Genomic DNA, 12,016 nt, shown 5'->3' with positions numbered 1-12,016 from the left:
CTTTCCACGAGAAACCCGCGAAGGATCAGAAACGCGGGTCTTCGTCCTCATCCTCATCGCTGCCTTTGGGCAGGTTGAACAAGCTGTCCGCATCCACGATCGGATCGTCCTCCCGGGACGCGTCGTCATCCGACCCCGACAGGCTGAAGGTTTCCAGTCCCTCGATCGCGGTGGGGATCTTCGGCTCCGCCGGCATGTCCAGCGACTGCTCGGTGCTGACCAGCTTGCGGCGCTCGTCGTCGGTCATCACCGACCCCTCGGCGGCCTTCTTGGCGGCCGCCTTCTGCACGGCGGCGTCCAGCTCGCTCTGCTTGCACAGGCCCAGCGCGACGGGGTCGATCGGTTGCAGGTTGGCGATGTTCCAATGGGTCCGGTCGCGAATCGCCTGGATTGTCGTCTTGGTGGTCCCGATCAGCTTGGAAATCTGTCCGTCCGAAAGCTCGGGGTGGAACTTGACCAGCCACAGGATCGCCGCCGGCCGGTCCTGCCGCTTGCTGAGCGGCGTATAACGCGGGCCGCGCCGCTTTTCCTCACCCTCGGCGGCGGGATTCGGCTTCATCCTGAGCTTGTGCAGGGGGTTATTTTCCGCCTTCTCGATCTCTTCCTGCGTCAGCTGATTGTTGGCGATGGGGTCGAAACCTTTCACGCCGACGGCCACCTCGCCATCGGCAATACCCTGCACCTCGAGCTCATGCAGGCCGCAGAAATCGGCGATCTGCTTGAAACTAATCGTGGTGTTGTCCACCAGCCAGACGGCAGTCGCCTTGGGGTGAAGCAGCTTGGCCATTCCAATATCTCCTTGCACATGACTTCCCCGGCGCCTGGAACAGGCGGTTCCGGGCGGGGCCTCGGAACGGGTTTCCGTTGTCGGGGAACTTGCGCGCTATATAGTCATCCCGAACGAATAAGGAAAGAGGCGAATGCGCTGGCTGCTGATCTGGCTTTGCTCCGCCTTGCCCGCGATCGCGGATGGCGAGCGGGCGGGTGAGTTCGACTATTATGTGCTCAGCCTCAGCTGGTCGCCGAACTGGTGCGCCACGACCGGCGACGCACAAGAGGCCGACCAGTGCGACGCGCAGCACGATCACGGCTGGATCCTGCACGGGCTGTGGCCGCAATATCATCGCGGCTGGCCGGCCTATTGCCGCACGCCACACGCGCCGCCGTCACGCCGCATGACCCGCGCGATGGCCGATATCATGGGCAGCCCGGGACTTGCCTGGCACCAGTGGAAAAAGCACGGCACCTGCTCGGGCCTGTCGGCCGGGGATTATTTTGCTCTGTCGCGCCATGCATACGAGCAGGTGCGCAGGCCCGACATCTTTCGCAAACTTGAACGGGCCGTAAGACTGCCCGCCTCAGTCATTGAAGAGGCTTTTCTGCGCGCTAACCCCGGTCTGACCCGCGAGATGATCGCAGTCACCTGCCGCGACGGTCATATCGAAGAAGTGCGGGTCTGTCTGAGCCGAACCCTCGAGCCTGTGCCATGTGCGCGAGACGCGGGACGCGAATGCGCCCTCAAGGACGCGATCTTCGAACCGATCCGGTAGCGGCGCGGTCCGTGCCTCTACCAGCCTTGCGCATCCTGGCATTTCCGCGCGTATTCCAATGCCTTCGCGGTTCCCGTCAGGTCGATCGCCATGACCTTTTGCCCCTTCTGACCGTAGACGGTCATGACCTTGTGCCTAGCAATGGCAAAGACAAAATCCCGATCATCGAAGAACACGATGCCACCTGGCACCCTGCCCTGCCTGAACCCGGTCGCCACGGCCTCGAATCACTGACCGCCCAGATCGAAGGTCACGTCATAGTTGCGCCCGACCTCAATATCCCCCCACGCCATGTTGTAGACAGCAAAATATCCGCGTTTCTCAAGGGCATCAAAGCCCAGCCGGGCGACCGAATGGTCTTCGTAAACGGTCTGTATCAGACAGCCGTTGCCAAAGGCGGGATCCACCATCAGGTTCCAGCCGTGAACAAATCCCTTGTCGATGAGTTGCTGCGCCCGTGTCCGATCCGCCATCGCCACGGCCAGCGCCAGGGCAAGAACAAAAAGTGACAGCAGATTTCGCATGACCATGGCCTCCGTCGCAGCGCCGGGGATCAGGTTAGCGCCGCCCACCGGGAATCCAAGCCCAAACCGCGTCACGGCGTGTAGCTTCGCACCAGCGCGCCTGCGACAAGGCTCCAGCCATCGGCCACCACGAAGAACGCGAGCTTGAAGGGAAGCGAAACGATAGCCGGCGGCACCATCATCATGCCCATCGACATCAGGATCGCCGCAATCACAAGATCAATGATCAGAAACGGCAGGAAAACAAGGAACCCGACCTGAAATGCCCGCGCAATTTCCGAAAGAAGGAAACTCGGGATCAGGACCGACAACTCAGACGTAGGTTCCGGACTTTGCACGACGACATCGGGACGAAGAGCGGCCATTTCCCGGAACGTGTCAGGATCAACCCGGCCGGCCATGAACGCTCGAAACGGTTCCAGTGCACGCTCAATCCCGGTTTGCGTATCAACGGTCTGATCCAGAATCGGCGATATGCCGTTGTTCCAAGCGTCCGTAAAGACCGGCTCCATCACGAAGTAGGTCAGAAACAGCGCAAGGCTGACAATGAGCATGTTCGGGGGCGATTGCTGCAAGCCGAGCGCCTGACGAAGAATGGCCATGACCGTCACCAGGAACGGAAAACAGGTGATCGTGATCGCGATGCCGGGTGCAATGCTCAGAACGGTTATCAGAAAAATCAGCTGAATTGTCCGCGCCGAAATCGATCCTCCGTCACCAAGCGTCAACGAGATGTCCTGCGCGCTTGCAGAATCTCCCGCCGAGAACCAGACCACAAACGCCAGGAAAAGGGTAACGGGAAGGCGCATCCTTACAACCCGTTTTGCAGGTCCGCGATCTCCGTCAGGCGGACGGCCAACTGCCCGGTCGCTTCCCCTTCCAATTCTTCCAACTGGCCACGCGCAACCAGCCGGTCGCCAACGTAGAGCTCGACCGGATCGTCGATTCTGCGATCAAGCGTCAGGACAGAGTTCTCGGTCAGCCCCATCAGATCTCGAACCAAGGGCCTCGCCTTGCCGACGGTCACAAGAATCTCGATCGGAACCGAAACAAACGGGTTTGCCAAGTCCGCCGCGCAGCGTTCCTTGTCACTCATGCTCATCATCCTTTCGCATTTGCAGGACAAATCCATCCACTGCGTCCGAAAGCGCCCGCAGCAGGGCTTCTCCATCAACAAACTGCTCAGCGTCGCCGAGCCGAATGCAGGCCTGATCCGGAGCAAGCCCGGGATCTTCGCGCAGCTCGAAAGGGGCACCATATTCCCTTTCAAACGCCGGTCGAATGGTGTTTGCCGTGCCCTCTGGGACCGTCAGAACGATCGGGCCTTCCGCCCGTTCTCTGGCCATGGTCATCGCCAGTTCGGTCAGACGGGCGGCCTGGCCCATCGCCCATGCCCTCGGCAGAACGGTTTCGAAAATCGCCTGAAAGACCGGCTCCAAAGCGGCCAGCATCTGCGTCAGGGCTTCGTGATACGTGAAGGACAGATCACACAACCTCTGGCCGAGCGCTTCGCAAAGCAGCGCCTGTGATTTTGACTGTGCTGACAGCGCGTCCTCCCATCCCGCAGAGTAGCCCTCTTCGTAACCGGACAGACGCCGCTCTTCCCATTCATCATCCGTCACCCAGCGACCAGATACATCATCCGACCGCGCGGCCACGAAGTCCTCAAGCAGACGCGATACGGCCGTCATGCGGTTTCCTCTTCTTCCTGCAACCAGCTGCGAAGGATCTGAACGGTTTCCTCCTGCCGCTCGCCGATCATCGCCCGAAGCCGATCGACAGCGTCCTCGGCGCGCGGCGACGGCAGCTGCACATCGGATTCCTGTGAAGCGCCGGTCTCGCTCAACATTCCTCCGTCACTCGTGTCGTCGATTTCTCCACTCAGAACCGGCAATGCGTTGGCCGGATCGTTGGGGATGGCAGCGGGCAAGCCAGTGAGTTGCTCTGCTGCGCGCCTGTCAGCCAGCAACAGGGGCCTGATGACGAACAGCCCCAAGATCAACGCCACGATGGCCAGTGCCGCAGCTTGTACGATTTGCGTAACATCTATGTTCAAGCGATCGAACCATGACACGGAAGGGGTCATTTCCGGCAAATCGACCGCAGGCATTTCCATGGAACGGATTGTTATGACGTCGCCCCTTGCTTCGTCGAAACCCACTGCCGCGGCTACAAGCTCGCGCAAGGCCGCCAGTTCCTCGTCCGGGCGCGGCCGAAATTCCAGAGATCCATCAGGCCCCTTCGATCTGATGCCATTCACGAGCACCGCAACCGTCAATCGGCGTACGTCGCCCGGGTGCTGGAGAACCTCCACCTCTGTTTGAGATATCTCGTAATTCACCCGTTCCCGGCTCGTTGATGCTTGTTCTGACCCCGCCCCGCCCCCGGATGCCTCTCCATCAGGAAGATTCGAGGCGACGGTGACCGGAGCAGGCTTGGATGTCGAGGAGTCAGAGGTTTCCTCGACATCCTTGCTGATGGCCACGCGGCTGTCCGGATCAATCCGCCGTTCGCGCACCGATCGCTGCTCGGTAACCGTCTCGACACTTACTTCGACTACCGCGTTTCCAGGCCCGACCCTGGCCTCGACCAACCTGAGAACTCTTTCCCGCAGGCGGGCTGCGCGTTCTTCTCCCTGCTGCCCGGCCTTGCTTTCCCCATCCTGCCCGATCAGCACACCGTTGGCGTCGATTACCGCGACATCATCGGCATTCATTCCCGGAACAGCCGCGGATACCAGGTGCCGAATCGCATCCGCCTGCGCCACCGAAATCGATCCGATCGCGGGCACCACGGATACGGACGCCGTCGGCTTGGCGTCCCTTCGAAATCCCCCGGACCTGTCATGGGCAATATGAACGCGGGCTCTGGCAATGTTCCGCCCCGCCATAATGGTTCGCGCCAGTTCGCCTTCCTGCGCGCGCCAATACGCGGCATCGAACATCTGCGACGTGGTGCCAAATCCGCTGAGGGAATCCAGCAGCTCGTATCCCTTTTCGCCGTTTGCCGGCAGGCCCTCGCCAGCCAACGTCATTCGCAATTCATCCCGAACCCCGGCAGGGACATAGACCGAATTGCCCCGAACTTCGAACTCGACACCCTTTTGTTCCAGCGCAGCGACAACATGAGCTGCCGCTGCCCCGTCCAGCCCGGCGAAGAGAAGCTTCATTCGCGGCGCAGAAACGATAGTGGCAAGCAACGCCATGCTGGCCACCGTTGCCAGAACGGCTGCGACAAGCATCACCCGCTTTCGCGTTTCGAGTCCATTCCAGACCTTGCTGATCTGTTCCACGCTTTCCTCCGTCAGTCCGGCTTCCTGCCGCTCAGCCTCTGTCTGACGGAACCGGATTAACATTCGGTTAGTCTCTGACGGGGTATCAAGACCCCACCATGGAACGGGGAAAGCGATGTCAGCGACCGAAACTGTTACGGAAGACAAACCCAGAACGACCCTGCCGGTCGGGTTGATTCTCAGCCTCGTTCTGGCCGCAATGGGGGGCACGGGGGGCTTTTTTGCCGTCCGGGCCGGCATTCTGCCTGTCGGCAAGCCGCATGCAACAGCCGCAACTCACGAATCCGGCATGTCATCGCACGAGGAAGATGCAGCACCGCCCGAAACCGAATTTGTGTCGATTGACCCAATGGTGGTTTCGATAGGTTACGGGCGCGAGCGTATGCATCTGAAGTTTCGCGCTGAACTCGAGGTAAACCCCGAGGATGCGGAAACGTTCCGTCATGTCATGCCGCGGATCCTGGACATGCTGAACGGTTACCTCAGGGCGCTTGAACCCCGCGATCTGGAAGACCCGCTGGCCCTGCTTCGCATTCGCTCGCAGCTGCTGCGGCGTATCAATCTGCTGGGCGACGGCAAAACGGCACGGAACCTTCTAATCGTTGAATTTGTCGTGAACTAGCAGGAGGCATTCTTGTGGAACTCGTCGCGAATATCTTTCTGGCCGCCGGCGCGATCGGAGCAGGGCTATACTGCTTGGTGCTCGCACGCCGCCTGAAACGCTTCAACGACCTTGAAAGAGGCGTTGGAGGGGCGGTTGCAGTCCTGTCTTCGCAGGTGAACGACCTGCAGAAGTCTCTCGTAGAGGCCAAACAGGCAGCCGAAAACTCCTGGGAATCGATCGAGGACCTGACCAAGCGCGCAGAGGCGGCGGCCCAGCGGCTGGAGATCATGATGGCCTCTATGCACGACATCGCCGACGTCTCGGATGCGTCGCCCACGCCGACACCCCCAAAAGAGCCCGTCGAGGACAACGGCCCGATTTTCGTGCGCCATTCTCGCTCGGGCGAAGATGTACACCATTGAGGATTGGCGGATGAAACCGGTACTCAAGGATCGCGCTCTGCTCGTTACTGCCGTTCTGCTCTTGTCATCGGCATTCCTGCGGCTTGGCTTGATGGCCGTGCCTGCCATGGCGAAAAGCGCGAGTGAGGCAACCTCGAATGCGCTCTCGGAAAACGCACAGCCGTCATTGGAGCCGGTTGGCGAAGCCGCATCGCCTGCTTCTCATACTCCCACTCCGGACAGCCTTCGACTCGTCCTCGAGGCGCTACAGAAAAAGGAACGGGATCTGATTGCTCGGGAACAAGCCGTTATCAATCGTGAAAAACAGCTCGAGACGGCAACCAGAGAACTGAAAACAAAACTCGCAGAACTCAAGCAGACTGAAAGCGCCCTGCGCGCAACACTGGCTGAGGCGGATGGCGCGACCGAAAAGGACATAGGCCGCTTGGTGAGCGTTTACGAAAGAATGCCCCCAAAGGATTCAGCGATCCTCTTCGAGCAAATGGAGCCATTCTTCGCCGCTGGCTTTCTGTCGAGGATGCGGCCGGAAACGGCGGCCGGGATACTCGCAGGGATGAGCCCGAAGGCTGCTTACGCGATCAGCGCGGTCATGGCGGGACGAAACGTAAAGGTCCCGAAACGATAACCCCCACATTCGACGTTTTCAGTGGGCAAGGGTGCGAGAGGAGTCAACAAGGTGAGGCAACGATGATCGGATTGGTCGGGATCGCACTGATTTTCATTATGGTTTTCGGTGGATACATTCTTGCCGGCGGCAAGATGGCCATCATCATCAAGGCATTGCCATTTGAGCTCGCGATGATTGGTGGAGCCGGAATCGGTGCATTTCTCATCGGCAACGATTTCAGTGTCGTAAAACATACGGCCAAAGACATCGTGAAAGTATTCAAAGGGCCGAAGTGGCGGCAGGATGACTACCGCGACCTGTTATGCCTGCTTTTCTCGTTGATCCGAATTGCAAGGCAGAGCCCCGTAGAAATCGAACGTCATATCGAGGCTCCAGGTGAATCCGACATTTTCGGACAATATCCGAAAATCCAATCGGACCGAGAAGCAATCGATCTGATCTGCGATACGCTGAGATCTGCGTCAATGAACTATGACGACCCGATGCAAGTCGAAGAGATACTCAATAAACGTATGGAGAGTTCGCGCCAGCATGCCTTGCACTCCAGCCATGCGCTTCAAACTCTGGCAGACGCGCTGCCTGCCCTCGGAATCGTCGCCGCGGTTCTTGGCGTCATCAAGACAATGGGATCCATCGATCAACCTCCCGAAGTTCTCGGAAAGCTTATCGGCGGCGCACTCGTGGGAACCTTCTTGGGCGTGTTTCTGGCTTACGGGTTTGTTGGACCCTTTGCCGTAAAGGTTCGAGCCGTCACCGAAGAAGACAGTCACTTTTATGATCTGATCAGGGAAGTGCTGGTCGCGAATCTACACAATCACGCACCGCCCATGTGTGTCGAAGTCGGACGGCAAAACGCCCCGGCGCATGTCAGACCCAGTTTCGCCGAAGTCGAAGAAGCTCTCAAGGCGATCAAGCAAGCTGCATCATGACCAAACTCGCTGTCAGAATCCTGGTTGCTTTGCTGTTTCCGACATTCGCAGCCGCTGCCGGCCTGAAGGTTCAGTCGGGGGAACACGACGGGTTTACGCGATTGGTTCTCCCACTCCCTTCAGGCGCGGTATGGGATGTCACCGAAAAGCATCGCTCGGTGGAAATCCGGATTCTTTCCAACGACGCCAAATTCGATACTTCGCAAGTTTTCCGGAAAATCTCGAAAGACAGAATCTCCGGTATCCGTGAACTCGAGCAAAGCGGTGGCCTGATTCTGGATTTGGCCTGCACGTGCACGGTCTCGAGTTTCGTGGAATCGGGCAACTATCTGGTTGTTGACATAAAGGACCAGACCTCCAGGCCTCCTCAGCCGTCCTTTTACAGAGTTCTCCCCCAGAATACTCCGGCCTACAGGTTTCTCGCTTCCCGTGAAGGTCCCGCCCCAGAAGACTCTGAATCGCATGCCCCCAAGCACCCAAGTCCGGAGTACGCCCGCAGTGAAATTTCACGAAACTCGCGTGAAGGCTCCACGATCGAATCAATTTTGACCGAATTGGGCTTGGCCAAGGTTTGGCGGCGCAACTTGCGGCAACACATCGAGGCCGGGGCGGCGGTCGGCCTGCTTTCCCGCTCATCTGCGGAGAATGCGAGGAATCGGACCCGGCCGCCTGCCCCCAAGGACAACCCGATTCATTCGGCAAACATGCAGGCCAGTAAGACCCATCTCGAGCTCGAGCCGTTCAATACGGCTGGCACGCATCTGTCCGTGAAATCCGCCCGGCAGACTGACATTGCCCCATTCGAGCAAGCCGAGAAAACAAGGTGTGGAGGTGCGCACCTTGTCGATATCGCATCTTGGGGCGCGCCAGAAGATTTCAGTGCACAGATCGGATCCCGCCTGCCTGCGCTTTTTTCCCAGTCAGGAGAAATTTCCAAGAGTGCAGCGATCGATCTGGCTCGAATCTTTTTATTTTGGGGCTTGGGCGAGGAAGCCGCCAGAATTGTTGAGCGGTTGCCTGACGATGATTCAATTGTAGAGGCAATTCTTGCGATCGCCGAGCTGCTTCAGGATACAAATGCGCGCGGTGATTATTTTGCGGGTCAGACAAACTGCAACAGCGTGTCAGCTATGTGGGCCACCATAGCCACGGTCAACAAGGACTCCAAAATCAACACCAAGGCAGTCCTTCAGGCATTTTCCAAGCTTCCAGTGCACCTTCGTGAAGTTCTTGGGTCCACCATTGCAACACGTCTCAAGGATGGAGGAGAGGAAACGGCAGCCGGCGTCGTTGCCCGTATGTTGAAACATGCTCCGGATAAAGGCGTGATACCCGCGCCGCATGCAAGGTTTCTCGGCACTGAAAGCACAGAGCTTTTCGACCACGCCGGGTTGGAAGGAAACGAACGGACAAACGCATTGTCCGCGGCCAGTGCCGTAATGGAATTGATTGAGCAGAACAGGCATTCGGCCAGACCTGTTTCAAGGGAACTCGTGGACCTGGTGTCTTCATTTGTTGTCGAATTCAGGGGCAGCACGCTTGAGCCGGAACTTCTTCGGACTCAGGCGGTCGCGCTCTCACTTGCCGGTGACTTTCCCGCGGCCATGCGCGTTGTCGGACTGGATCAACCAACAGTCAAAAAACTGAATAACTTCACAGATGCGCAGCTACAGGTCTTGACGCTTCTCGTTCAAAGGGCCGATGACATAGATTTCTTGCAGCACGCGCTTCCGTTAACAAGTCTTCAAGTTGCCGCGCTCCCGGCATCCTTGCGACACTCGATGGCGGATCGACTGGCGAGTCTTGGCCTTGACGGCGAGGCCCGCAAACTGGCGGTTGCCGAACCACCGGACGAAAATTCCGACCCGCGTGACGTGGCGCAAGAGGATTACGCGGATCCTCGAAGAGCGCCCCCCCCGGCACAAGAGCAGAAGGGGAGCTATGGATCGGTCACCCAAGCCGGTCGCGAATTCGGTGCGGGAAACCCGGAGTCCTCTTACTCTCCCACCGGCGGTGCAGATCGACTTCAGCCGGCTCCCACAGACTTCGACCGCCAAAACGGCGTTTCTGAATTCGGGCAGCTTCCCCCCTTGGCGCATGCCAGGCGATTGTTGCGGCAAAGTGCTTTGCTTCGAGAAAACTTGCGTGCAATCACAGGAGATGTGGCTGAGAACTGGTGAGCAAGGATCCATGCAGATCTTCGCTTCTCGGCGCGCTGCGACAGCCGATGCTGGGATTGGCTAACGGGTTTCCGGGCGCGTGTTCTGGGCCATCATGCCGGCAGGCGGTCACAAGGTGGGCGGTTTCCGGCACACCACCAATCCGGTGACAGTCACCGTTTGAAGCCTGGGCTTGCATGACTTGCATGAGAATCAGGAACCCCGCCGCAGAGCGACGGGGTTCCTTGTCTAGCCCGGACCCGGTATCAAAACCGGCCCCATGCATGTTACAGCAATTACTCGATGATTTTCGAGACGACGCCGGCGCCGACGGTGCGGCCGCCTTCGCGGATGGCGAAGCGCAGGCCCTCTTCCATCGCGATCGGCGCGATCAGTTCGACGCCGAAGGACACGTTGTCGCCCGGCATCACCATCTCGGTGCCTTCCGGCAGCTGAACCGTGCCAGTCACGTCCGTGGTCCGGAAGTAGAACTGCGGACGGTAGTTGGCAAAGAACGGCGTGTGACGGCCACCCTCTTCCTTGGTCAGGATGTAGGCCTCGGCCTCGAACTTGGTGTGCGGGGTCACCGAACCCGGCTTGCACAGAACCTGGCCGCGCTCGACCTCGTCCCGGCCGATGCCGCGCAGCAGCGCGCCGATGTTGTCGCCCGCCTCGCCGCGGTCCAGCAGCTTGCGGAACATCTCCACGCCGGTCACCGTGGTCTTCTGCGTCGGGCGGATGCCCACGATCTCGACCTCGTCGCCCACGTTGATCACGCCACGCTCGACCCGGCCGGTCACAACCGTGCCGCGGCCCGAGATCGAGAACACGTCCTCGATCGGCATCAGGAACGGCTGATCCACCGCACGCGTCGGGGTCGGGATGTATTCGTCCACCGCCTTCATCAGCTCGCGGATCGAGTTCTCGCCGATTTCCGGATCGCGGCCTTCCAGAGCGGCCAGCGCCGAACCCTTGATGATCGGAATGTCGTCGCCGGGGAATTCATACGAACTCAGCAGCTCGCGGATTTCCATCTCCACCAGTTCCAGCAGTTCCTCGTCGTCCACCTGATCGACCTTGTTCATGTAGACGACCAGCGCCGGAACGCCGACCTGACGGGCCAGCAGGATGTGTTCGCGGGTCTGCGGCATCGGGCCGTCGGCGGCCGAAACCACCAGGATCGCGCCGTCCATCTGCGCCGCACCCGTGATCATGTTCTTCACGTAGTCGGCGTGGCCGGGGCAGTCCACATGCGCATAGTGGCGGTTCTCGGTCTCGTATTCCACATGCGCGGTCGAGATCGTGATCCCGCGGGCCTTCTCTTCCGGCGCGCCGTCGATCTGGTCATAGGCCTTGAATTCGCCGTAGTACTTCGTGATCGCTGCCGTCAGCGTCGTCTTGCCGTGGTCAACGTGGCCGATCGTGCCAATGTTCACATGCGGTTTCGTCCGCTCAAACTTTTCCTTTGCCATCCTTGGGCACCCTTTTGACGTTCGGGGGTCACGCGACCCGGTTTACCTCTGCGCGCGCGACATATTTGGTTCGGCGGCGAAAATCAAGCGTGTGTACAGGCTCAAGACATCCGAGACGCGCGGGCGGCTTTGAGGGGGTCCGCCGAATCGTGGTGGCAGAGGTAATGCAGGGTTGGTTTCTGGCCAAGAACATCGTGGGGGCGGTGGGTGTTGTATCGGTGGGCGAAGGCGTCGATCAGCGGGTTGAATTCGGCGATCCGGTGGGGAGGTGAGCTACTCCCCGAAAATCGGACGCTGACGTAGGCTACAAATTGCTGTCTGCTGATCTTCGACGAAGAGGGGATCAGAGATGTCGAAACGGAAGCAGCATTCGCCGGAGTTCAAGGCGAAGGTAGCGCTTGAGGCGCTGAAGGGTGAGCAGACGGTCGCTGAGCTG

The 12,016-nt window shown here is 59.4% G+C and carries 14 protein-coding genes; 6 read left to right on the top strand and 8 right to left on the bottom strand.

The genetic code is table 11. From position 1 onward, the window contains the following. Window positions 1–25: 25 nt before the first annotated feature. Window positions 26–787 carry a DUF1013 domain-containing protein gene (locus C4S70_RS13010; RefSeq protein WP_104008547.1) on the bottom strand — a complete coding sequence of 254 codons (762 nt, stop codon included), beginning with the start codon at window positions 785–787 and terminating at the stop codon, window positions 26–28. 133 nt (window positions 788–920) lie between these two features. Between C4S70_RS13010 and C4S70_RS13005 the strand changes: the two genes are divergently transcribed. Next, window positions 921–1,550, top strand: a complete 630-nt coding sequence (locus tag C4S70_RS13005; protein ID WP_104008546.1) for a ribonuclease T2 family protein — start codon at window positions 921–923, stop codon at window positions 1,548–1,550. A gap of 17 nt (window positions 1,551–1,567) precedes the next feature. Here C4S70_RS13005 and C4S70_RS19165 read toward each other — a convergent pair whose 3' ends face one another. From C4S70_RS19165 to fliF, 6 genes are all read right to left on the bottom strand, one after another. After that, window positions 1,568–1,741 carry a hypothetical protein gene (locus C4S70_RS19165; RefSeq protein ID WP_235003831.1) on the bottom strand — a complete coding sequence of 58 codons (174 nt, stop codon included), beginning with the start codon at window positions 1,739–1,741 and terminating at the stop codon, window positions 1,568–1,570. A gap of 36 nt (window positions 1,742–1,777) precedes the next feature. Continuing rightward, window positions 1,778–2,074 carry a hypothetical protein gene (locus C4S70_RS19160; RefSeq protein ID WP_235003830.1) on the bottom strand — a complete coding sequence of 99 codons (297 nt, stop codon included), beginning with the start codon at window positions 2,072–2,074 and terminating at the stop codon, window positions 1,778–1,780. Window positions 2,075–2,145: 71 nt separating this feature from the next. Then, window positions 2,146–2,883, bottom strand: a complete 738-nt coding sequence (fliP, locus tag C4S70_RS12995; RefSeq protein WP_104008545.1) for a flagellar type III secretion system pore protein FliP — start codon at window positions 2,881–2,883, stop codon at window positions 2,146–2,148. Window positions 2,884–2,885: 2 nt separating this feature from the next. Continuing rightward, the gene (locus tag C4S70_RS12990) at window positions 2,886–3,170 is read right to left on the bottom strand and encodes a FliM/FliN family flagellar motor switch protein (protein WP_104008544.1); all 285 of its coding nucleotides are present in this window, start codon (window positions 3,168–3,170) and stop codon (window positions 2,886–2,888) included. Beyond that, entirely contained in the window at window positions 3,163–3,765 is a 603-nt protein-coding gene (locus C4S70_RS12985; RefSeq protein ID WP_104008543.1) for an ABC transporter ATP-binding protein, read from the bottom strand. The genes C4S70_RS12990 and C4S70_RS12985 overlap by 8 nt, the downstream gene beginning before the upstream one ends. Continuing rightward, entirely contained in the window at window positions 3,762–5,366 is a 1,605-nt protein-coding gene (gene fliF, locus C4S70_RS12980) for a flagellar basal-body MS-ring/collar protein FliF (protein WP_104008627.1), read from the bottom strand. Before fliF ends, C4S70_RS12985 begins: the two co-directional genes overlap by 4 nt. Window positions 5,367–5,481: 115 nt before the next feature. On the opposite strand from fliF, the gene C4S70_RS12975 reads away from it, so the two are divergent. From C4S70_RS12975 to C4S70_RS12955, 5 genes are all read left to right on the top strand, one after another. Next, on the top strand, window positions 5,482–5,988 hold the full coding sequence (locus C4S70_RS12975) for a flagellar basal body-associated FliL family protein (RefSeq protein WP_104008542.1): 507 nt from the start codon (window positions 5,482–5,484) through the stop codon (window positions 5,986–5,988). A 14-nt stretch (window positions 5,989–6,002) separates the two neighbouring features. Continuing rightward, window positions 6,003–6,392, top strand: coding sequence for a hypothetical protein (locus C4S70_RS12970; protein ID WP_104008541.1), 390 nt, complete (start codon window positions 6,003–6,005; stop codon window positions 6,390–6,392). A gap of 10 nt (window positions 6,393–6,402) precedes the next feature. After that, window positions 6,403–7,017, top strand: coding sequence for a MotE family protein (locus C4S70_RS18665; protein WP_104008626.1), 615 nt, complete (start codon window positions 6,403–6,405; stop codon window positions 7,015–7,017). 62 nt (window positions 7,018–7,079) lie between these two features. Next, window positions 7,080–7,949 carry a flagellar motor stator protein MotA gene (motA, locus tag C4S70_RS12960; RefSeq protein ID WP_104008540.1) on the top strand — a complete coding sequence of 290 codons (870 nt, stop codon included), beginning with the start codon at window positions 7,080–7,082 and terminating at the stop codon, window positions 7,947–7,949. Beyond that, entirely contained in the window at window positions 7,946–10,129 is a 2,184-nt protein-coding gene (locus tag C4S70_RS12955) for a hypothetical protein (RefSeq protein ID WP_104008539.1), read from the top strand. Before motA ends, C4S70_RS12955 begins: the two co-directional genes overlap by 4 nt. 275 nt (window positions 10,130–10,404) lie before the next feature. On the opposite strand, the gene tuf is transcribed toward C4S70_RS12955, so the two are convergent. Further along, the gene (gene tuf, locus C4S70_RS12950) at window positions 10,405–11,580 is read right to left on the bottom strand and encodes an elongation factor Tu (RefSeq protein ID WP_104008538.1); all 1,176 of its coding nucleotides are present in this window, start codon (window positions 11,578–11,580) and stop codon (window positions 10,405–10,407) included. Window positions 11,581–12,016: the final 436 nt, after the last annotated feature.

The sequence above is a fragment of the Jhaorihella thermophila genome (assembly GCF_900108275.1).
Classification (GTDB): domain Bacteria; phylum Pseudomonadota; class Alphaproteobacteria; order Rhodobacterales; family Rhodobacteraceae; genus Jhaorihella; species Jhaorihella thermophila.
The sequence above is the reverse complement of the archived record's forward strand: the minus strand, read 5'-3'. Positions and strand labels throughout refer to the sequence as shown.

Bases quoted from the DNA above. Each gene is read 5' to 3' on its own strand.
- C4S70_RS13010 (WP_104008547.1), bottom strand. From the start codon at position 787: ATGGCCAAGCTGCTTCACCCCAAGGCGACTGCCGTCTGGCTGGTGGAC.
- C4S70_RS13005 (WP_104008546.1), top strand. From the start codon at position 921: ATGCGCTGGCTGCTGATCTGGCTTTGCTCCGCCTTGCCCGCGATCGCG.
- C4S70_RS19160 (WP_235003830.1), bottom strand. From the start codon at position 2,074: ATGCGAAATCTGCTGTCACTTTTTGTTCTTGCCCTGGCGCTGGCCGTG.
- fliP (WP_104008545.1), bottom strand. From the start codon at position 2,883: ATGCGCCTTCCCGTTACCCTTTTCCTGGCGTTTGTGGTCTGGTTCTCG.
- C4S70_RS12990 (WP_104008544.1), bottom strand. From the start codon at position 3,170: ATGAGTGACAAGGAACGCTGCGCGGCGGACTTGGCAAACCCGTTTGTT.
- C4S70_RS12985 (WP_104008543.1), bottom strand. From the start codon at position 3,765: ATGACGGCCGTATCGCGTCTGCTTGAGGACTTCGTGGCCGCGCGGTCG.
- C4S70_RS12975 (WP_104008542.1), top strand. From the start codon at position 5,482: ATGTCAGCGACCGAAACTGTTACGGAAGACAAACCCAGAACGACCCTG.
- C4S70_RS18665 (WP_104008626.1), top strand. From the start codon at position 6,403: ATGAAACCGGTACTCAAGGATCGCGCTCTGCTCGTTACTGCCGTTCTG.
- motA (WP_104008540.1), top strand. From the start codon at position 7,080: ATGATCGGATTGGTCGGGATCGCACTGATTTTCATTATGGTTTTCGGT.
- C4S70_RS12955 (WP_104008539.1), top strand. From the start codon at position 7,946: ATGACCAAACTCGCTGTCAGAATCCTGGTTGCTTTGCTGTTTCCGACA.
- tuf (WP_104008538.1), bottom strand. From the start codon at position 11,580: ATGGCAAAGGAAAAGTTTGAGCGGACGAAACCGCATGTGAACATTGGC.